The following is a 20346-nucleotide window of genomic DNA, read 5'->3' on the forward strand; positions in this document are numbered from 1 at the left end:
CACACCAGGAGGAGCCCCAGTGGCTAAGGCGAAGTTCGAGCGGACCAAGCCGCACGTCAACATCGGCACGATCGGTCACATCGACCACGGCAAGACCACGCTGACGGCGGCCATTTCGAAGGTCCTGCACGACGCGTACCCGGACCTCAACGAGGCCTCGCCGTTCGACCAGATCGACAAGGCTCCCGAGGAGCGGCAGCGCGGCATCACGATCTCGATCGCGCACATCGAGTACCAGACCGAGGCGCGCCACTACGCGCACGTCGACTGCCCCGGTCACGCCGACTACATCAAGAACATGATCACCGGTGCCGCCCAGATGGACGGCGCGATCCTGGTGGTCGCCGCGACCGACGGCCCGATGCCGCAGACCCGCGAGCACGTCCTGCTCGCCCGCCAGGTCGGCGTCCCCGCCCTGGTCGTCGCGCTCAACAAGTGCGACATGGTCGACGACGACGAGCTCATCGAGCTCGTCGAGATGGAGGTGCGCGAGCTCCTCTCCGAGTACGAGTACCCGGGCGACGACGTTCCCGTCGTGCGCGTCGCGGCCTTCCCGGCCCTCAACGGCGACGAGAAGTGGGGCCAGTCGGTCCTCGAGCTCATGTCGGCCGTCGACGAGTACATCCCGCAGCCCGAGCGTGAGGTCGACAAGCCCTTCCTCATGCCGGTCGAGGACGTCTTCACGATCACCGGTCGTGGCACCGTCATCACCGGTCGCATCGAGCGCGGCATCGTCAAGGTCAACGAGGAGGTCGAGATCATCGGCATCCGCGAGGGCTCGCAGAAGACCACCGTCACCGGTGTCGAGATGTTCCGCAAGCTGCTCGACGAGGGCCAGGCCGGTGAGAACGTCGGTCTGCTCCTCCGTGGCACCAAGCGCGAGGACGTCGAGCGCGGCATGGTCGTGGTGAAGCCGGGTACCACCACCCCGCACACCAACTTCGAGGCCAGCGTCTACATCCTCTCGAAGGAGGAGGGCGGCCGTCACACGCCGTTCTTCAACAACTACCGTCCGCAGTTCTACTTCCGGACCACCGACGTGACCGGCGTCGTGACCCTTCCCGAGGGCACCGAGATGGTCATGCCGGGCGACAACACGGACATGACGGTCGAGCTGATCCAGCCGATCGCCATGGACGAGGGTCTGAAGTTCGCGATCCGCGAGGGTGGCCGCACCGTCGGCGCCGGCCGGGTCACGAAGATCACCAAGTGATCTGACCTGCTTCGAGGGAGGCCCCCGCTGCTTCGGCAGCGGGGGCCTCCTGCTTTGTCGGGGTGTCGTGGACCGGCGTAACGTGGTCGCCTGGCTCGGTGACTGCTGAGGGGAGCGGACGTGGACATCAGGATCGCCGCGGGCCTCGCCGCCGTCGTCGCGGTGCTCGGCTGTGCCTTCGCCGCGGGCACCTCGTTCGCCGACGACACGGCGCCCCCGCCTCAGTCCGCCACGACCACGACGACCGCGACGACCATGACCGACCCGGCGACGGTGCGGCTGGCGTTCCGGGACTTCCCGCGCACACGTGCCGGGCTGACCTACGGCTCGGACGCCGAGGCGGACTCGCTCGACGAGGCCCCGGACCTGATCGCCGTCACGATGGACGACGGCCGACTCGGGTTCGTGACGAAGGCCGACCTGTGGTGGAGTCCGTCGAGCCCCGAGGAGGCGCTGGCCCACCAGGCGGAGGTGGAGCGCAACGGCGGGGTCGAGACGCTGCCGGCCTACGACCTCGACGGGAACCTGATCGGCACGTCCAGCACCGTTCCCGGGCACGTGTCGTACGGGCCACCGCAGCACTAGCGCGGGCACCCGGCCCGGGGTTTGGGGCCGCGGTCGGTCAGCCCGGAGAATGGCCGGGTGGCTGAGCAGAGCAAGGGGGGCGTGCGGCCGGCGCGACCGCACCACAAGCAGACCGAGGACGGTCGGCGGATGCGCGAGGTGCTGACCTACACCCGACGGGGCAGCCGGTTCACCCCGCGGCAGCAGGCCGCCTGGGATGCGTACGCCGAGCGCTGGGTGATCCCCGACGAGGCGGTCGACGACCCGGACTTCTCGTGGGCGCGGTGGTTCGGCCGGGAGGCGCCGCTGGTCGTCGAGATCGGCGGCGGGGTCGGCGAGGCCACGGCGGCGCTGGCGGCGGCCCGCCCCGAGGCCAACGTGCTGGCGCTGGAGGTCTGGCGGCCCGGTGTGGCGGAGGGCCTGGGCCGGGTGGCGGAGGCGGGGGCGACGAACGTCCGGTTCAGCGGCGTCGACGCCGTGTGGACCCTGGAGCACCTGATCGCGCCCGGCACGATCAGCGAGCTGTGGACCTTCTTCCCGGACCCGTGGCACAAGACCCGCCACCACAAGCGGCGCCTGGTGAACCCGGAGTACGCCGCCATGATCGCCTCGCGGCTCGCCCCGGGCGGGCTGTGGCGCCTCGCGACCGACTGGGCCGACTACGCCGAGCAGATGGTCGACGTACTCGACGCCGAGCCGGCGCTCGAGGGCGGCGTGGTGGAGCGCTGGGCCGAGCGGCCGGTGACGAAGTTCGAGCGCAAGGGCATCGCCAAGGGCCGCGCGATCACCGACCTCGCTTACCGACGCGTCATCTGACATTAACGTCGCGGACGCGGCGTGGCGCGCGAATCGGCCTGCCGCCCGGCGTACTTTCCGAGGCAGTGGCAGGTGGGGAAGCCGGCCACATCGGGAGGCCCGACGTGAACCATCACGACTGCGCAGCCCGGTCCGTCCACAAGGAATAGGGCCGGGGCGGCCCTCGTGGCGCGTGCGGTCCGGTGAGGTGAGTCGTGGGAACCAGTCACGATGGGGCACAGAGCAGCACCCAGCGCCGTACGTACGTCCTCGACACCAGCGTGCTGCTGGCCGACCCGGGGGCGTTGCGCCGGTTCGCCGAGCACGAGATCGTCCTGCCGGTGGTCGTGATCACCGAGCTCGAGGGCAAGCGGCACCACCCCGAGCTGGGCTACTTCGCGCGCAGCGCGCTGCGGATGCTCGACGAGATGCGGGTCAGCCACGGCCGGCTCGACACGCCCGTGCCCGTGGGGGAGGACGGCGGCACCGTCCGCGTCGAGCTCAACCACACCGACGCCTCGTCGCTGCCGTCGGGCTTCCGGCTCGGCGACAACGACACCCGGATCCTGGCGGTGGCCCGCAACCTCGCCGACGAGGGGCACGACGTCACCTTGGTGTCCAAGGACCTGCCGATGCGGATCAAGGCCTCGGCCGTCGGCCTCGCGGCGGAGGAGTACCGCGGGGAGACGATCAGCGACTCCGACACCGGCTACTCCGGCATGGCCGAGATGGAGGTGAGCGCCGCCGACCTCGACGAGCTGTACGACGACGGCACCCTCGACCTGGCCGACGCGCGCGAGCTGCCGTGCCACACCGGCCTGGTGCTGCTCTCCGAGCGCGGCACGGCGCTGGGCCGGGTCGGGCCCGACAAGCAGGTGCACCTGGTGCGCGGGGACCGGGAGGCGTTCGGCATCCACGGTCGCAGCGCCGAGCAGCGGGTCGCCCTCGACCTGCTGCTCGATCCCGACGTCGGCATCGTGTCCCTCGGCGGCCGGGCCGGCACCGGCAAGTCCGCCCTCGCGCTGTGCGCGGGCCTGGAGGCCGTGATGGAGCGCCAGCAGCACAAGAAGGTCGTGGTCTTCCGCCCGCTCTTCGCCGTCGGCGGCCAGGAGCTCGGCTACCTGCCGGGCTCGGAGTCGGAGAAGATGTCGCCCTGGGCGCAGGCCGTCTTCGACACTCTCGGTGCCCTGACCTCCAAGGACGTGGTCGACGAGATCCTGGACCGCGGCATGCTCGAGGTGCTGCCGCTGACCCACATCCGGGGCCGGTCGTTGCACGACTCCTATGTCATCGTCGACGAGGCGCAGTCGCTGGAGCGCAATGTGCTGCTCACCGTGCTCTCCCGGATCGGCGCCAACTCCAAGGTGGTGCTCACCCACGACGTCGCCCAGCGCGACAACCTCCGGGTCGGCCGGCATGACGGCGTGGTGGCTGTGGTCGAGAAGCTGAAGGGGCACCCGCTCTTCGCGCACGTCACGCTCACCCGGTCCGAGCGCTCGCCGATCGCGGCGCTGGTCACCGAGATGCTGGAGAACGTCGTGGTGTGAGCCGAGAGGGGGTGGGCAGGCTCCGCGGCGTGAAGCCACGTCACCTGTTGCTGCCCGCCCTCGTCCTCGGGCTCCTCGCTCCCGTCGGCTCGGTGCCCGCGAGTGCCGCGGCGGCGCGGGCACCGATCACCGGGCGCGTGGTCGACGACCACGGCGCGCCGGTCGCCGGTGTCGAGGTCACCCTGTTCCGTGCCGGGCATCGGGCAGCGGACAACGACGGCTCGACCACCGGCCCCGACGGCCGGTTCGTGCTGCGGCCGGGTGACTACACCAAGGGCGGCTCGTTCGCCGTCCTGATCTCGACGGGCGAGGGGACCAGCACCGCCCTCCCCACCTGGTACGACGGCAGCGGAGCCGACGGCGGGATCCGCGCCAGCGTGCTCGGCGAGACCCTCACCACCGAGATGACCCGCACCGACGCGCCGCCGCCCGCAGGAGCCCGGCTGGTCCGGTTCGGCAAGGCCGCTCGCGACCTCGGCGACCTGGCCACGCCGCAGGGCACCCGGGTGAGCTTCGAGAGCAAGGACACCAAGGGCAGGCAGGTCTCCCACGGCGTCCTCGCCCACGACGCCGTCTCGAACACGGTGCGCGAGGCCGCCGAGAGCTACCAGACCTACCTGCTCGAGCCGGGCCGCCAGACGGTCACCCTCACCGCGTCGAGGTACGTCGCGGGTGGGAGCCAGCAGCTGACGCTCGACCTGGTCGCCGGGACGACCCAGAAGGTTCCGGTCACCTGGGCCGCTCAGTACTACCTCAGTCGCGTCGACCGGATGCTCGACGGTGGCGTCGGACTGATCGAGGTTCCCGGGCAGCGACTCTCGGTCGGGGACCGGATCTGGGTGGACGCCTGGTTCGCCAACGACTCCGCCCTGACCTTCGGCGTGACGTCCTACCAGTGGTACCGCGACGCGACGCCGATCCCCGGCGCGACGGGCCGCAGCTACCGGGTGGCCACGGCCGACCGGGGCCACCAGGTCTCCTACCAGGTCACCCTCGCCCCCCAGGCCGACTACGCCGGCGTGTCCTACCGGAGCACCCCCGACCCGGTGGCCGCCGTGACGGCGAAGGTGCGGGCGCGCTTCCCCAAGGGCGACGTCTCGATGGCACATCCGGAGCGCTACGCGATCCGGGTCCGGGTGTCGCAGAGCAACGGCAAGCGCCCGGTCGGCCGGCTGGCGCTCATCGTGGAGAACATCGAGCCGGAGATCCCGCCCAAGGTGATCGTGGCCCGCGCGGTGCGGCGTACCGGTCCGACGAGCTTCGTGCTGCGGCTGCCGCGCGGCTTCGACGCCCAGCGCTACGACGAGTACGGCGCGATGTACGTCCGCTTCGTCCCGAAGAACCGGGCGAAGGTCTCGGTGGCGAGCTCGCGAGGACAGTCGATCTACGTCTACTGACCCCGGTTCTGGGACGGATGTGACAGGTGGGGAGCGTGCGGTCGCTTGCGGCGTACGGAACGGCGGGTTTTCGGCCGTTCGGTTTGCCTGAGCCCTCCTCGTCAGGCATGGTGGTCGCTGGCCGCTGGCGGTGACGACAGCGACGTCGGGCCCGATCGGGCGGTGGCCACCCCCATGTAGTCGAGCCTGAATACGAGCACTTGTCGAAACACGCGAAGCCCGTGCCCAAGCACCGCGGTGCCCCCAAGCACGCCCACATCGCGCAGGCCCCACGCAAGGCTGCCCGCAATGTCGTCCTGCTCTCCTCGGTGGCCGTGGCCGTCACGGGCGTGTCGGTCGCCGCGGGCGTGATCGGCCAGGAGACCACCGCGCCGGCCGCCGGCGCCGCCGACCTCGACGCCATCGCCAACGTCGGCGCCAGCGCGCTGCCGACCGAGACCACCGAGCGCCGCGAGCCCGTCGTGTCGCGTGACGACCGCCGCCCCGAGGCGGTGCCGGCGAAGTCCGTCGACCTGGCCGGCTCCCGCACCACGGCGATCACCGACAGCCGCGAGCTCTCCGACTCCGACCCGCGCGACATCGCCCGCGCCCTCCTCGGCGAGTTCGGCTTCTCCTCCAGCCAGTTCGGCTGCCTGGACTCGCTGTGGACCCGCGAGTCCAACTGGCGGGTCAACGCCGACAACCCCAGCTCGAGCGCGTACGGCATCCCGCAGGCGCTGCCCGGCTCGAAGATGTCCTCGGCCGGCTCCGACTGGGCCACCAACCCGGCCACCCAGATCAGGTGGGGCCTCGGCTACATCAAGGCCCGCTACGGCAGCCCCTGCGGCGCCTGGGGACACAGCGAGTCCCACGGCTGGTATTGAGCCGGCTGGCGCGAGCGCGTCGCTCGTGCCGCGCGCCACGCCGACGTCCCCGGATCCGGCGGCGCGGCGCCCTTCCGGGTGCATGATGCAGAGGGACGGGGCTCGGGTGCCCCGTGTGACCGGAGGAGAGCGCCATGCTGTGGACCATCATCGTGACGATCGTCGGCGGCGCGATCATCGGAGTCATCGGCAAGGCCGTGGCGCCCGGTGACCGCGCGAAGTTCCCGTTCTGGCTGACCGTGCTGTGCGGCATCGTCGGCATGCTGGTCGGCAGCTTCTTGTACTGGGGGCTGTTCGGGCACAACAACAAGCCGTTCGACGGCCACGAGGCCACCTGGGACAACGCGACCAACGGCATCGACTGGATCCGCCACCTGTGGCAGGTCGTGGTCGCGGCGGTCGCCGTGATCGCGGCCGCGGCCCTGACCGGGCGCCGGCGCGGCTGAGGACGGCGTTGGTGGGGGGGATACGGATTCATCACGGGATGTAGGTGAGTGCGAGCTTCTGTAGCGGAACTCCGCTACAGAAGCGGCCATTCGCCTACATCCCGTGATGAATCCGCCGACCGGCCCTCAGGGGTGGGTCATCGACGGCAGGTCGAGGGCGGCGTCGAGCTGCTCGAGGGTAAGCTCGCCGCGCTCGACGTACCCGAGCGCGAGCACGGTCTCGCGGATGGTGCTGCCGGTGGCGAGCGCCTGCTTGGCGATCGTGGCGGCCGCCTCGTAGCCGAGGTACTTGTTGAGCGGCGTGACCACCGACGGCGACGAGGCGGCGTAGCGCAGCATCCGGTCGGCGTCGGCGGTGATGCCGTCGACGCAGCGCTCGGCGAGGGTGCGGGAGGCGGCGGCGAGCAGCCGGACCGACTCGAGGACGTTGCGGGCCAGGACCGGCATCGCGACGTTGAGCTCGAAGCTGCCGCTCGCGCCGGCCGCGGTGACGGCGGCGTCGTTGCCGATCACCTGCATGCAGACCATCAGCGTCGCCTCCGGCAGCACCGGGTTGACCTTGCCGGGCATGATCGAGGAGCCCGGCTGGAGGTCGGGCAGGTGGATCTCGGCGAGGCCGGTGGTCGGGCCCGAGCCCATCCAGCGCAGGTCGTTGCAGATCTTGGTGAGCCCGACCGCGATCGTCCTGAGGACGCCGGACAGCTCGACCAGCGAGTCCCGGGTGCCCTGGGCCTCGAAGTGGTTGCGCGCCTCGGTGAACTCCTGGCCGGTCGCCTCGGCCAGCGCCGCGATCGCGGCGGCGGCGAAGCCGGGCGGGGTGTTGATGCCGGTCCCGACGGCCGTGCCGCCGAGGGGGAGCTCCCGCACCCGGGGCAGGACGGCGGCGAGCCGCTCCACGCCGTACCGGAGGGTGGCGGCGTAGCCGCCGAGCTCCTGCCCGAGCGTCACCGGGGTCGCGTCCATCAGGTGGGTGCGCCCGGACTTCACCAGGCCGGCGAACTCCTCGGCCTTGGCCTCGAAGGACGCCGCGAGCCGCTCGAGCGCCGGCACCAGCTCGCCGGTGACGGCCAGCGCGGCGGCGACGTGGATCGCGGTCGGGAAGGTGTCATTGCTCGACTGGCTCGCGTTGACGTGGTCGTTGGGGTGGGCGGTGACGCCGGCCCGGGCGCAGAGCGAGGCGATCACCTCGTTGGCGTTCATGTTGGAGCTGGTGCCGGAGCCGGTCTGGAAGACGTCGATGGGGAACTGGTCGTCGTGCTCGCCGGCGGCGACCGTGCGGGCGGCCGTGGCGATCGCGTCGGCGACCTCGGCGTCGAGTACGCCGAGCGCGGCGTTGGCGCTCGCGGCGGCCGCCTTGACGTGGCCGAGGGCGTGGATCAGGGCCGGCTCGATCGGGGTGCCGCTGATCGGGAAGTTCTCGACCGCGCGCTGGGTCTGGGCGCGCCACAGGGCGTCGGCGGGGACGAGGACGTCGCCCATGGAGTCGTGCTCGGTGCGGAAGCCGGGAGTGCTCACCCTCCGACCGTACTGCGCGCCCCCCTGGGCCGCGCTCAGTCGAAGAGCTCGCTGAGCCAGGACTCGCGCTTGCGCTTCTTGGAGTAGCCCTGCTGCTGGCGAGGCTCGCGGTAGCCGTCGTACTGCGGCTGTTGCGGCTGCGGGGCCGCGGTGGGCTGGGGAAGGCCGACGGAGCGGTCGATGATCTTGTCGAGCTCGCCGCGGTCCAGCCACACGCCCCGGCACTGGGGGCAGTAGTCGATCTCGATGCCGTTCCGCTCGCTCATCACCAGCGTGGTCTCGTCGATGGGGCAGCGCATGCCTGGTGAACGGCTCGCACTGCTCCAGGGTTCCCGCTCAGTCCTCGTCCCAGGGCGCGGTGTCGTCCAGCTTGTGGTAGTACTTCGCCAGGTGGCTCTTGACCCGGTCGACGTCCTTGTCGGGCAGGTCGACGCCGCCCCGGGCGCCCTGCAGCACGTTGCCGGCCGCCATCACGCCTCGGGGGACGGCGACCAGCCGGTCGTCGACGACATCGGCGATGAGCAGCTTGTAGGCGGTGAAGTTGTCCTTCGCGTCCGCGTCGTACCAGACGTGGGCGTCGCGGTACTTCTCGTTGGGCTCGTCCTCCGCGCCCGCCCAGCGGCGCACGCGCTTCTCGGCGGCGTCGCCGTCCCACGAGCGGTCGCGGTCGGCGAGCGGGAGGTCCTGGAACGCGGTGACAGCCATGCCCCGGCGGTACCCGGGGCAGGGCGGGCTACCCGGCGGCTATTCGGCCGAGCGCACCCGGATGCCGGTGATCGGCACGGTCACCGCGCCGCCCGGGTCGGTGAAGAAGTCGTTGCCCTTGTCGTCGACGACGATGAAGGCCGGGAAGTCCTCGACCTCGATCTTCCAGACCGCCTCCATGCCGAGCTCGGGGTACTCGATGACCTCCTGGCTCTTGATGCAGTCCTGGGCGAGCCGCGCGGCGGGGCCGCCGATGGAGCCGAGGTAGAAGCCGCCGTACTCCCCGCACGCCTCGGTGACCTGCTTGGAGCGGTTGCCCTTGGCGAGCATGACCATCGAGCCGCCGGCGGCCTGGAAGGACTTCACGTAGGAGTCCATCCGGCCGGCGGTGGTGGGGCCGAACGAGCCGGAGGCCATGCCCTCGGGGGTCTTGGCCGGGCCGGCGTAGTAGACCGGGTGGTTCTTGAGGTAGTCGGGCATCTCCTCGCCGGCGTCGAGGCGCTCCTGGATCTTGGCGTGCGCGATGTCGCGCGCCACGACGAGCGGGCCGGTGAGGGAGAGCCGCGTCTTGACCGGGTACGACGAGAGCTGGGCCAGGATCTCGCTCATCGGCCGGTTGAGGTCGACCTTGACGACCTCGCCGCCGGAGATGTCCTCGGCGACACCGGCGTCGGGCATGTACTGCGCCGGGTCGGTCTCGAGCTGCTCGAGGAAGACGCCCTCCGCGGTGATCTTGCCGAGCGCCTGGCGGTCGGCGGAGCAGGACACCGCGATCGCGACGGGACAGGAGGCGCCGTGGCGAGGGAGCCGGACGACCCGCACGTCGTGGCAGAAGTACTTGCCGCCGAACTGCGCGCCGATGCCGAAGGACTGGGTCAGCTTGAAGACCTCCTCCTCGAGCTCGAGGTCGCGGAAGCCGTGGGCGTCCATCGAGCCCTCGGTGGGGAGGTTGTCGAGGTAGTGCGCGCTGGCGTACTTCGCGGTCTTGAGCGCGAACTCCGCGCTGGTGCCGCCGATCACCACGGCGAGGTGGTACGGCGGGCACGCGGCCGTGCCGAGCGAGCGGATCTTCTCGTCGAGGAACTCCAGCATCCGCTTGGGGTTGAGGATCGCCTTCGTCTCCTGGAACAGGAACGACTTGTTGGCCGAGCCGCCGCCCTTGGCCATGAAGAGGAACTTGTACTCCGGCGACTTCCCGTCGGCGCCCGGCGTGGAGTAGAGCTCGATCTGGGCCGGCAGGTTGGAGCCGGTGTTCTTCTCGTCGTACGTCGTGAGCGGGGCGAGCTGGCTGTAGCGCAGGTTGAGCTTGGTGTAGGCGTCGTAGACCCCGCGCGAGATCCACTCGGCGTCGTCGGCACCGGTGAGCACGCCCTCGGACTTCTTGCCCATCACGATCGCGGTGCCGGTGTCCTGGCACATCGGGAGCACGCCGCCCGCGGAGATGTTGACGTTCTTGAGCAGGTCGAGCGCCACGAAGCGGTCGTTGCCCGAGGCCTCGGGGTCGTCGATGATCTTGCGCAGCTGGGCGAGGTGCGCCGGGCGCAGGAAGTGGCTGATGTCGTGCATCGCCTCGGCGGTGAGCTGCTGGATCGCCTCGGGGGAGACCTTGAGGAAGGTCCGGCCGTCCGGTCCTTCGACGGTCTCGACGCCGTCGGTGGTGATCAACCGGTAGGGCGTGTCGTCCTTGCCGGTGGGGAGCAGGTCGGAGTAACGGAACTCAGCTTCAGCCACGGCTACCGAGGATATCGCCGTTCCGCAACGGCCGAGGGGCCGGGCCGCCTGATGGCGACCCGACCCCTCGACGGTCGTGCGTGCGACTGCTCAGGCGGCCGGCGGGACGATGCCCGTGTAGGCCACGCCGAGCTCGATCACCGCGCCCACCGGCAGGCCGGCCTGGGCGGTGTCGAGGGTGACCTTCACCGCGGTGATCATGTTCTGGTAGCCGACGCTGGTGTCGGTCTGCTGCAGGTTGATCGCGACCTGGCCGAGCCCGGCGATGTTGAGGATGGTGTTGGGCGCGACGTCGATCGGGATCCGCTGACCCGCGATGACGAGGTTGACCAGCTCCAGCTTCATGTCGGAGGTCCACTGCCCGTCGGCGAGCTTGCCGTGGGCGGTCACCTTGACCGCGGTGGCCTTGACCAGGCCGCCGAGCAGGTCGATGCCGGCGGTGCGGTTGGTGTTGGTGATCTCGGCGTTGCCGAAGGCGTCCTTCGTCGAGTTCGTGGTCGAGGAGATCGCGCCGGTGGTCAGGATGCCGGGCACCCGGACCGCGAGCGTCGAGTTGGTCTTGGTCTGGCCGTTGCTCGAGCCGAAGGGCGTGATCACCCGGGCCGTCGGGTCGCTGACGACGGTGACGGCGTCGGAGACGTTGGCCTGGACCCGGCTGCCGTAGGCGGTGCCGAACAGGCCGGCGCCGGAGGAGGGCTGGACCTCGGAGAGGTACTGGTTGACCGGGTTGACCAGCAGCGTGACGCCGGCGGAGTAGCCGCCGAAGGGCTGCAGCAGGGTCACGCCGACGGCCCAGCTCATGGTGCCGATCAGGTCGCCCTCGGGCTGCTCGACCTTGCCGTGCAGGGTGTAGTTGAGGGTCACGCTGGCGATGCCGGGGATGGTGACCGCGTAGTTCTTGGGGATGTTGAGCGGCAGCTTGGCGCCGGCGATCTTGATGTTGGCCAGCTTGTGGTTGGCCGTCGCCGAGCCGTTGCCGTCGGCCCGACCGGTGGTGCTGACGGTGGTCTCGAGCGCGTCGGCGGTGATCAGGCCGCCGAGCAGGCTGACATTGGCCACCCGCGCCCACGACTTGAGCGTGGTCTGCGGCTGGCCGAGGACCTGGGAGACGACCGCGTCGGTCTTGGTCTCGACCGCGCCGAGCTGGGCGAGGTTGAGCACGTTGACGGCGGCGGTGCTGTTCTTGGAGCTGCTGGACTTCGCGCCGCCGGTGACACCGGACTGCGCGGTCAGGTCGGACTGGACGACACCGTCGAGGACCTTGACGTACGTCGCGCCGGTGCTGGCGGCGTAGGACCAGTAGACCGGGTCGGCGGCCTGCGCCGCGGGTGCCGGAACGGCGACCAGCCCCGCGCCTGCCAAGGCGAAGGCAAAGAAGGAGACGAACTTGCGCACGTTCACGGGACCCCATTCCCATTCGTGTGATGACGGTATTCGGATGTCCCCCCAAGGAAACCACCATCCGGGCACGCCGAGCGAGCCGAGGTGGTGATTTCCGTGAGGTTTTAACGAAGAATCACTCACAATGTCACGCCGCGGGGCATATCCGCACCGGAACGGTGGTTTTGCCGGCGTGCACGTCTACGACGCGGTGGTCATCGGCGCCGGCCAGGCCGGCCTGTCGGCGTCCTTCCACCTGACCCGGCTCGGCATCGACCACGTGCTCCTGGACGCCAACCCCGGTCCCGGCGGCGCCTGGCAGCACCGGTGGGACTCGCTGTCGATGCACGACGTGCACGGTGTCGCGGACCTGCCGGACGCACCGGCTCCCGGCGACTCGCGCGAGCGGGCCAATGTGGTGGTGCCCGCGTGGTTCGGCCGCTACGAGGACGACCACCGGCTGCCCGTGGTCCGGCCGGTGCGGGTGGACCGGGTCACCGACGAGGGCGGGCTGCTGGTGGTCCACGCGGGGGAGCGGACCTGGACCGCGCGCACCCTGGTCAACGCCACCGGCACCTGGACCCGGCCGTTCGTGCCCGCCTACCCGGGCGCCGCGACCTTCCTCGGCGAGCAGCTGCACACCGCCGACTACCCCGGCCCCGAGCACTTCCGCGGCAAGCGGGTCGTCGTGGTCGGCGGCGGCGCCTCGGCCGTGCAGTTCCTCGGCGAGCTCGCGCCGCTCACCGAGGTGGTCTGGGTGACCCGGCGGCCACCGGTGTGGCGCGACGACTTCGACGAGAACGTCGGCCGGCACGCCATCGGCCTGGTCCAGGAGCGGGTCCGCGAGGGGCTGCCGCCCGCGAGCGTCGTCAGCGTCACCGGCCTGGCACTGCGCCCCCAGGAGCAGGAGGCGGCCCGCCTCGGCGTCTACGAGCGGCGCCGCGACATGTTCGCGCGGATCGAGCCCGACGGCGTGCGCTGGGCGGACGGGTCCTTCGAGCGGGCCGACGTGATCTTGTGGGCCACCGGCTTCCGGCCCGCCGTCGCCCACCTCGCGCCGCTCCACCTGCGCAGCGAGCGGGGCGGGATCGCGCTGCTGCAGAGCGGCGCCGACGTTCAGACCGCCACGACCGCCGTCCGGGACCCCCGGGTGCAGCTGGTCGGCTACGGCCCCTCGGCCAGCACGATCGGCGGCAACCGGGCGGGTCGCGCGGCCGCCCTGGCGGTGCGGCGCTACCTCACGACGCACGAGGGTGCTAACGTCGCGGCCGACAACCCACGGGAGTCCGCGGCAGCGGGCTGAGAGGGAGCTGGAGCCGCTCCGACCGTCACACCTGATCCGGATCATGCCGGCGAAGGAACGGAAACGATGACGCCTCACCTCTTCTGCCTGGTCTCGCAACGCGACGACCTCTCCCTGCTGCCCGCCCTGGCCGACGCCGGGGTCGACGGCTTCCAGGTCCGGGCGAAGTCCCTGGCCACCGGCGCGCTGGTCGCGCTGGCCCGGTCGGTGGTCGCGGCCGTGCGCCCGGCGGGCGCCCTGGTCGTGGTCAACGACCGGCTCGACGTCGCGCTCGCCGCGGACGCCGACGGGGTGCACCTCGGCGCCGACGACCTGGCCGTCGCCGACGCCCGCCGGCTGGCTCCGGCGCTGCTGGTGGGCGCCACCTGTCGCTCCCGCGCGGAGGTCGCCGCCGCCGCGGATGCTGGGGCCGACTACGCCGGCTTCGGGCCGGTCTTCGCCTCCGCCTCGAAGCGGGGACTGCCCGGCCCGCTGGGCGTGCCCGCGGTGAGCGAGGCGGCCGGAGTGCTGCCGCTGGTCGCGATCGGCGGCATCACGGCGGCGACCGCCGGCGAGGTGCGCGCGGCCGGTGCCGCCGGCGTGGCGGCGATCGGCGCGATCTGGCGACAACCGGATCCCCTGCTGGCAGCGAAGGAGCTCGTCGCGGCGGTCGGCTGATGCGGGTCGACGTCCTGGGCGCCGGGATCGTCGGGCTGACGGTCGCCGAGGAGCTCGGCCGGCGCGGCCTCGACGTCGTCGTCGTGGACCCCGACCCGGTCGGCGGAGCGTCGTACGCCGCCGCGGGGATGCTCAGTCCGGCCGCGGAGGTCTGGCACGGCGAGGAGGAGCTGCTGCGGCTCGGCCTCGCCTCCCTGCGGCTGTGGCCCGCGCTGGCGGCGCGCCTCGGCGTCGAGCTGCGCCGGACCGGGACCCTCCTGGCCGGCTACGACGCCGGTGACCTCCAGCAGGTCGAGCGGCAGGCCGCGCTGCTGCACCGGCACGGACATCGCGTCGAGCTGCTGGGACGGGCCGGCGTCCGCTCCGCGGAGCCGTCGCTGGCGCGGGTCGCCGGCGGCGCGCTGCTGCCGGAGGAGGCGAGCGTGGACCCGCGCGCGGTCTGTGCGGCCCTGCTGGCGCGGGTGGAGCTGCGCGGGACGCCACGGCCGGACGCCGAGGCGACCGTCGTCGCCACCGGGACCGCGCTGCCCGAGCCGTGGCGCGGGCTGGTGTCCGGCGTGCGCGGGGAGATCCTGCGGCTGCGCTCCGACGACCCGCCCCGTCGTACCGTCCGCGGCTGGGTGGGCGGCGAGGCCGTCTACCTGGTCCCGCGTGGCGACGGCCGGGTGGTGCTCGGCGCGACCTCGGAGGCGCACGCCGGACCGCCGGTGGTGAGCGCCGGGGGAGCGCTGCGGCTGCTGGCCGCCGGGCGGGCGCTGTGGCCCGCGCTGGACCGCGCCGAGCTGGTCGAGGGCACCGCCCGCGACCGTCCCGCCACGGCCGACGGCCTGCCGCTGGTGGGCCCCGCCGGCGTCGCCGGGGTGGTGCTCGCCGCCGGCCACTACCGGCACGGCGTCCTGCTGGCGCCGCTGACCGCGCGGCTGGTCGCCGACCACCTCGAGACCGGTCACGTCGAGCCGTGCCTCGATCCCCGTCGCACCTTCGGAGGAGAACCATGACCCTGACCATCACCTGCAATGGAGAGCCGGTCGCCGTCGACGCGGCGACCGTCGCCGACCTGCTGGAGCTCCGGCTCGGCGCCGCCCGCCCCCACGGGATCGCGGTCGCCGTCAACGAGGAGGTCGTCCCGCGCGGCGGCTGGTCGTCGCGGCGGCTGGCCGACGGTGATGTGGTCGAGCTCGTGACGGCGGTGCAGGGCGGATGAGCACCCCGCTCGTGATCGCCGGCGAGCCGCTGTCCTCGCGGCTGCTGCTCGGCACGGGTGGGCTGCCCCGGACCGCGCTCGTCGAGCCGGTGCTGGCGGCCGCGCGACCCGGCCTGGTCACCGTCTCGATCCGCAGGACCTCCTCCCTCGCGGAGGGCGGCCTGCTCGCCGCCCTCCGCGACGCCGGGGTGCGGCTGCTGCCCAACACCGCCGGCTGCCTGTCGGCCCGCGAGGCGGTGCTGACCGCCGAGCTGGCCCGCGAGGCGCTCGGCACCGACTGGGTGAAGCTGGAGGTGATCGGCGACGAGACCTCGCTACTGCCCGACGCGGTCGAGCTGCTCGACGCGGCCGAGGAGCTGGTCCGGCGCGGCTTCGTGGTGCTGCCCTACACGACCGACGACCCGGTCCTGGCCCGCCGGCTGGTCGACGTCGGCTGCGCGGCCGTGATGCCGCTCGGCTCACCCATCGGCTCGGGCCTGGGCGTCCTCAACCCGCACGCGATCGCGGCGGTGCGGGCCGCGGTCGACGTACCCGTGGTCCTCGACGCGGGCGTGGGCACGGCGAGCGACGCCGCCCTCGCCATGGAGCTGGGCTGCGACGCCGTGCTCGCCGCCACGGCGGTGACCCGGGCCGAGGACCCGGTCGCCATGGCCGCGGCGCTGCGGCTGGCGGTCGAGGCGGGCCGGCTCGCGTACGGCGCCGGCCGGGTGCCGCGCCGGGCCGGGGCCCGCGCGTCGAGCCCGGTGCTGGGGCTGATCTCGTGAGCCGCCGGGTGGTGCTGCTGACCGACCGCGGCCAGCTGCCCTCGGGACGCTCGCTGTGCGACGTGATCAGCGCGGCCGCCGACGGCGGGCTGCGCACCGTGCTCCTCCGCGAGCCGGACCTGCCGGACGGGGAGCGGGCCGCGCTCGCCGACCACGCGCGCGGCCGCGGGCTGGAGGTGGTCGCCGCGCACCGCGCCGTGCCGGGCTGCGGCGGCGTGCACCTCCCGGCCGGTGCCCCGGTCCCCGTGGTCGCGACCCGCTGGGGACGCTCCTGCCACAGCCGGGCCGACCTGGAGCGGGCGGCGGCCGACGGGGCGTGGTGGGCCACGCTGTCGCCGTACGCGCCGACGGCGAGCAAGCCCGGCTACGGACCGCCGCTCCACCCATCGGCCTTCGCCGCGGCACCGCTGCCGGTCTACGCGCTCGGCGGGGTCACGCCCGAGAACGCCGCACGGGCGCGGGACTCCGGCGCCTACGGCGTCGCCGTGATGGGCGCGGTGATGCGGGCTCCCGACCCGGCGGCGGTGGTCGCGGCGCTGGTCGAGGCAGTGCGATGAGCCCGCCGGTCGTCCTCACCATCGCCGGAACCGACTCCAGCGGCGGGGCCGGCATCGCCGCCGACCTCGCGACCTTCGCCGCGCTCGGCGTCCACGGCGCATGCGTGGTCACGGCGGTCACCGCGCAGGACACGACGGGGGTGCGGGCGATCCATCCGGTGCCGGTCGCGGTGGTCGCCGCCCAGCTCGACGCGGTGCTCGAGGACCTCGCGCCGGTCGCGGTGAAGACCGGGATGCTGGCCACGCCCGAGGTGGTGCGCCTGGTCGCCGAGCGGTGCGCCGACCGCCTGCTCGTCGTCGACCCGGTGATCGTGGCGACGTCGGGCGCGGTGCTCGCGCCGGCCGAGGTCGTGGCCGCCTATCGCGACGTGCTGCTGCCGGTCGCCACCGTCGCCACGCCCAACGAGGAGGAGTTCGAGGCGCTGGGCCGGCCCGGCGGCCGGGTGCTGGTCACCCGGGGCGGCGACATCGCGACGACCAACGACCACGGCACCGGCTGCACCCACTCCGCGGCACTCGCCGCCCATCTCGCCCACGGCGCCGACCTCGCCACCGCCGCCGCCCGCGCCGACGCCTTCGTCGCCCGCCAGCTCCAGCTCAGCAAGGACTGGACCCTCGGCCGCGGCCGGGGCCCGGTCGCCCACCTGCACACCCCCACCGAAGGAGAGCCCCGATGACCGTCCACCCCGCCCACACCAGGATCCTCAAGAGCGACGAGACCGGCGAGCTGGCCGTGCCGTTCACCCGGGTCGCGCTGACCAACGGCGAGACCTTCGACCGCTACTGCACCTCGGGCCCCGGCTCGGACCCCGAGGTCGGCCTGCCGGCCCTGCGGGCGGGCTGGATCGCCGCCCGCGCCGACACCACGGCGTACGACGGGCGCGCCACCCAGCTCGTCGACAACGGGCGCAGCGCGATCCGGCGCGGCGCGGCCCGCGATGAGTGGCGCGGCGCGAGGCGACGGCCGCTGCGCGGCGCGAACGTGACCCAGCTGGCCTATGCCCGCGCCGGGATCGTCACCGAGGAGATGCGCTATGTCGCCCTCCGCGAGGGCTGCGACGTCGAGCTGGTCCGCAGCGAGGTCGCCGCCGGCCGCGCGATCATCCCGGCCAACGTCAACCACCCGGAGTCCGAGCCGATGATCATCGGCAGGCGGTTCCTGGTGAAGATCAACGCCAACATCGGCAACTCAGCCGTGACGTCGTCCATCGCCGAGGAGGTCGACAAGCTCACCCACGCGATCACCTGGGGCGCCGACACGGTGATGGACCTCAGTACCGGCGAGGACATCCACACGACGCGGGAGTGGATCATCCGCAACTCGCCCGTCCCGATCGGCACCGTGCCGATCTATCAGGCGCTCGAGAAGGTCGACGGCGAGGCGGACCGGCTGACCTGGGAGATCTTCCGCGACACCGTCATCGAGCAGTGCGAGCAGGGCGTCGACTACATGACCATCCACGCCGGCGTACTCCTGCGCTACGTGCCCCTCACCGCGAACCGGGTGACCGGGATCGTCAGCCGGGGCGGGTCGATCATGGCCGGCTGGTGCCTCGCCCACCACGAGGAGAACTTCCTCTACACGCACTTCGACGAGCTCTGCGAGATCTTCCGCCAGTACGACGTCTCGTTCTCCCTCGGCGACGGGCTGCGCCCCGGTTCGACCGCCGACGCCAACGACGAGGCCCAGCTCTCCGAGCTGCGCACGCTCGCGGAGCTGACGCAGCGCGCATGGAAGTACGACGTCCAGGTGATGGTGGAGGGGCCCGGCCACGTCCCGCTGCACCTGGTCGAGGAGAACGTCCGGCTCCAGCAGGACTGGTGCCACGGCGCGCCGTTCTACACGCTCGGGCCGCTCGCCACCGACGTCGCACCCGGCTACGACCACATCACCTCCGCGATCGGTGCCGCCACCATCGCCATGCACGGCACCGCGATGCTCTGCTACGTCACCCCCAAGGAGCACCTCGGCCTGCCCGACCGCGACGACGTGAAGACCGGCGTGATCACCTACAAGCTCGCCGCGCACGCCGCCGACGTCGCCAAGGGCCACCCCGGCGCCCGGGACTGGGACGACGCCCTGTCGAAGGCGCGCTTCGAGTTCCGCTGGCGCGACCAGTTCGCGCTCTCGCTCGACCCGGTCACCGCCGAGTCGTTCCACGACGAGACGCTGCCCGCCGAGAACGCCAAGACCGCGCACTTCTGCTCGATGTGCGGGCCGAAGTTCTGCTCGATGCGGATCAGCCAGGACGTGCGGGAGCGGTTCGCCGCCGACGGGATGGCGCAGAAGTCGGCGGAGTTCCTGGAGCTGGGGGCGTCGGTGTACGTCGAGCCCGCCCGTTGAGCTGACGTCCCGCTCTCACCAGGGCCCGGCTTTGTGTCGGACCCTGGTGAGAGCATCCGGTCATGGATCTCGGAACCCAGCCCCGTGCGACAGCAGCTCTGCTGTCGCGGGTGGGTGAGCGGATCCGTTCCCGCAACGCGCTGGTGATCGAGGAGTGGGAGGACATCGCCGCCTGGGGTAGCGACCACATCATCACCGGCCCCGAGGGCGCGGCGACGATCGCCGGGGGCTTCCTCGACACCGGTGTCCCGATCGCGGGCGACGGTGCGCCGCTGGTCAGTGAGTTCGCGCTGATGGAGCTCGTCGCCGTCCTGGGCCGCACCCCCGACGGTGGCCGGGCCTATGTCGGACGCGTCCTCGCCTGCGCGTGGCGGCTGCCCCGGGTCTACGCCGCGGTCCTGGCCGGCCGGCTGGCGCCCTGGCGCGCCGAACGCATCGCCGACCTCACCCACGCTCTGAGCGCTGAGGCGGCGGGATTCGTGGACCGACAGCTCTACGACGCCTCCGGGGTCGGGTGGGCCCAGCTCGAACGCCTCGTCGCCGAAGCGACGCTCCGGTTCGACCCCGAGCGGGCCGAAGCCGACCGCAAGGGCGCTGCCGACCAGCGTCGCTTCGATGTGGGTGAGGTCGACCAGCACGGGCTGGTCCACCTCGACGCACTGCTGGATGCCGCCGACGGGCGCGACCTCGACCTCGCGGTCGCCCGCCGGGCCGAGGTGTTGGGCCGGCTCGGCGATGACTCCTCGTTGGACGTGCGCCGGTCCAAGGCTGCCGCCGAGCTGGCCCGCCAGGATCTGGCGCTCGACCTGCTCATCCCCGACCCCGACACCGGTGCGGTGGTCGCGACCGTCCCGGGCCGCAACGTGGTGTTGAACGTGCACGTCACCGACACCAGCCTGGCCGGGGCCAACCCGGTCGCACGGTGGGACGAGGGTCGCTGCCCGGTCACCACCGCTCAGGTCCATGAATGGCTCCAGACCCGTGACACCACGATCATCGTGCGGCCGGTGATCGACCTGGCCGACCACGTGCCGGTCGACTCCTACGAGATCCCCGACCGCCACCGCGCCCAGGTCGCTCTGCGCGATCCGACCTGCCGGTTCCCCCACTGCACCCGCCCTGCGACCCGGTGCGACCTCGACCACGCCACACCCCACGACCAGGGTGGGCCGACGTGTCCGTGCAACCTGGTTCCGCTGTGTCGCCGTCACCATCGCGCCAAGACCCACTCCCGCTGGTGCTACGACATCCCGGACCCGGCGACCTATGTGTGGACCAGCCCGGCCGGGTTCCGGTTCCGCGTGGACTACCGCGGCACCCACCCGATCCCCGCGCCCGACGCCTAGCGACCGAGCCCCGGA

The 20346-nt window shown here is 72.4% G+C and carries 21 protein-coding genes and 1 riboswitch; of the genes, 16 read left to right on the forward strand and 5 right to left on the reverse strand.

Annotated elements, in window-relative coordinates; translation table 11 throughout:
• The first annotated feature begins 19 nt into the window (after positions 1–19).
• From tuf to JOD66_RS19270, 7 genes are all read left to right on the forward strand, one after another.
• Complete coding sequence (tuf, locus tag JOD66_RS19240; protein WP_141800192.1) at positions 20–1213, forward strand: elongation factor Tu; 1194 nt, start codon at positions 20–22, stop codon at positions 1211–1213.
• A 120-nt stretch (positions 1214–1333) separates the two neighbouring features.
• A complete protein-coding gene (locus tag JOD66_RS19245) occupies positions 1334–1798 on the forward strand; it encodes a hypothetical protein (protein WP_204838427.1) in 465 nt (154 codons plus the stop codon).
• 57 nt (positions 1799–1855) lie between these two features.
• On the forward strand, positions 1856–2593 hold the full coding sequence (trmB, locus tag JOD66_RS19250) for a tRNA (guanosine(46)-N7)-methyltransferase TrmB (protein ID WP_307823608.1): 738 nt from the start codon (positions 1856–1858) through the stop codon (positions 2591–2593).
• Positions 2594–2787: 194 nt separating this feature from the next.
• Positions 2788–4119: an RNA 5'-3' helicase PhoH2 gene (phoH2, locus tag JOD66_RS19255; RefSeq protein ID WP_204838428.1), complete on the forward strand. Its 1332-nt coding sequence runs from the start codon at positions 2788–2790 to the stop codon at positions 4117–4119.
• A 29-nt stretch (positions 4120–4148) separates the two neighbouring features.
• On the forward strand, positions 4149–5516 hold the full coding sequence (locus JOD66_RS19260) for a carboxypeptidase regulatory-like domain-containing protein (RefSeq protein ID WP_204838429.1): 1368 nt from the start codon (positions 4149–4151) through the stop codon (positions 5514–5516).
• A 221-nt stretch (positions 5517–5737) separates the two neighbouring features.
• Complete coding sequence (locus tag JOD66_RS19265; RefSeq protein ID WP_307823609.1) at positions 5738–6379, forward strand: aggregation-promoting factor C-terminal-like domain-containing protein; 642 nt, start codon at positions 5738–5740, stop codon at positions 6377–6379.
• Positions 6380–6513: 134 nt separating this feature from the next.
• Positions 6514–6825 carry a GlsB/YeaQ/YmgE family stress response membrane protein gene (locus tag JOD66_RS19270; protein ID WP_204838431.1) on the forward strand — a complete coding sequence of 104 codons (312 nt, stop codon included), beginning with the start codon at positions 6514–6516 and terminating at the stop codon, positions 6823–6825.
• A 126-nt stretch (positions 6826–6951) separates the two neighbouring features.
• On the opposite strand, the gene JOD66_RS19275 is transcribed toward JOD66_RS19270, so the two are convergent.
• From JOD66_RS19275 to JOD66_RS19295, 5 genes are all read right to left on the reverse strand, one after another.
• Positions 6952–8340, reverse strand: coding sequence for a class II fumarate hydratase (locus JOD66_RS19275; RefSeq protein ID WP_204838432.1), 1389 nt, complete (start codon positions 8338–8340; stop codon positions 6952–6954).
• A 35-nt stretch (positions 8341–8375) separates the two neighbouring features.
• A complete protein-coding gene (locus JOD66_RS19280) occupies positions 8376–8639 on the reverse strand; it encodes a TFIIB-type zinc ribbon-containing protein (protein ID WP_204838433.1) in 264 nt (87 codons plus the stop codon).
• A gap of 37 nt (positions 8640–8676) precedes the next feature.
• Positions 8677–9045, reverse strand: a complete 369-nt coding sequence (locus JOD66_RS19285) for a hypothetical protein (protein ID WP_204838434.1) — start codon at positions 9043–9045, stop codon at positions 8677–8679.
• A gap of 39 nt (positions 9046–9084) precedes the next feature.
• On the reverse strand, positions 9085–10776 hold the full coding sequence (locus JOD66_RS19290) for a fumarate hydratase (RefSeq protein ID WP_204838435.1): 1692 nt from the start codon (positions 10774–10776) through the stop codon (positions 9085–9087).
• 90 nt (positions 10777–10866) lie between these two features.
• Positions 10867–12177, reverse strand: a complete 1311-nt coding sequence (locus JOD66_RS19295) for a choice-of-anchor P family protein (RefSeq protein WP_204838436.1) — start codon at positions 12175–12177, stop codon at positions 10867–10869.
• A gap of 172 nt (positions 12178–12349) precedes the next feature.
• Here JOD66_RS19295 and JOD66_RS19300 point away from each other — a divergent pair, with 172 nt between their 5' ends.
• The 9 genes from JOD66_RS19300 (at position 12350) to JOD66_RS19340 (ending at position 20331) form a co-directional block, all read left to right on the forward strand.
• Positions 12350–13459: an FAD-dependent oxidoreductase gene (locus JOD66_RS19300; protein WP_204838437.1), complete on the forward strand. Its 1110-nt coding sequence runs from the start codon at positions 12350–12352 to the stop codon at positions 13457–13459.
• A riboswitch (TPP riboswitch) is annotated at positions 13425–13534 on the forward strand. (Overlaps the previous gene by 35 nt.)
• Entirely contained in the window at positions 13526–14116 is a 591-nt protein-coding gene (thiE, locus tag JOD66_RS19305; RefSeq protein WP_204838438.1) for a thiamine phosphate synthase, read from the forward strand. (Overlaps the previous riboswitch by 9 nt.)
• Positions 14116–15114, forward strand: coding sequence for an FAD-dependent oxidoreductase (locus JOD66_RS19310; protein WP_204838439.1), 999 nt, complete (start codon positions 14116–14118; stop codon positions 15112–15114). The genes thiE and JOD66_RS19310 overlap by 1 nt, the downstream gene beginning before the upstream one ends.
• Positions 15111–15320: a sulfur carrier protein ThiS gene (gene thiS, locus JOD66_RS19315; protein ID WP_204838440.1), complete on the forward strand. Its 210-nt coding sequence runs from the start codon at positions 15111–15113 to the stop codon at positions 15318–15320. Before JOD66_RS19310 ends, thiS begins: the two co-directional genes overlap by 4 nt.
• Complete coding sequence (locus JOD66_RS19320; protein WP_204838441.1) at positions 15317–16084, forward strand: thiazole synthase; 768 nt, start codon at positions 15317–15319, stop codon at positions 16082–16084. The genes thiS and JOD66_RS19320 overlap by 4 nt, the downstream gene beginning before the upstream one ends.
• Positions 16081–16641, forward strand: a complete 561-nt coding sequence (locus JOD66_RS19325; protein WP_204838442.1) for a thiamine phosphate synthase — start codon at positions 16081–16083, stop codon at positions 16639–16641. Before JOD66_RS19320 ends, JOD66_RS19325 begins: the two co-directional genes overlap by 4 nt.
• A complete protein-coding gene (gene thiD, locus JOD66_RS19330) occupies positions 16638–17318 on the forward strand; it encodes a bifunctional hydroxymethylpyrimidine kinase/phosphomethylpyrimidine kinase (RefSeq protein ID WP_204838443.1) in 681 nt (226 codons plus the stop codon). Before JOD66_RS19325 ends, thiD begins: the two co-directional genes overlap by 4 nt.
• Positions 17315–18985 (forward strand): phosphomethylpyrimidine synthase ThiC, encoded by a 1671-nt coding sequence (gene thiC / locus JOD66_RS19335; protein WP_204838444.1) that lies wholly within the window; start codon positions 17315–17317, stop codon positions 18983–18985. Before thiD ends, thiC begins: the two co-directional genes overlap by 4 nt.
• A 62-nt stretch (positions 18986–19047) precedes the next feature.
• Complete coding sequence (locus tag JOD66_RS19340; protein WP_204838445.1) at positions 19048–20331, forward strand: HNH endonuclease signature motif containing protein; 1284 nt, start codon at positions 19048–19050, stop codon at positions 20329–20331.
• The last annotated feature ends 15 nt before the right edge of the window (positions 20332–20346 follow it).

It is taken from the genome of Nocardioides nitrophenolicus (assembly GCF_016907515.1).
Classification (GTDB): domain Bacteria; phylum Actinomycetota; class Actinomycetes; order Propionibacteriales; family Nocardioidaceae; genus Nocardioides; species Nocardioides nitrophenolicus.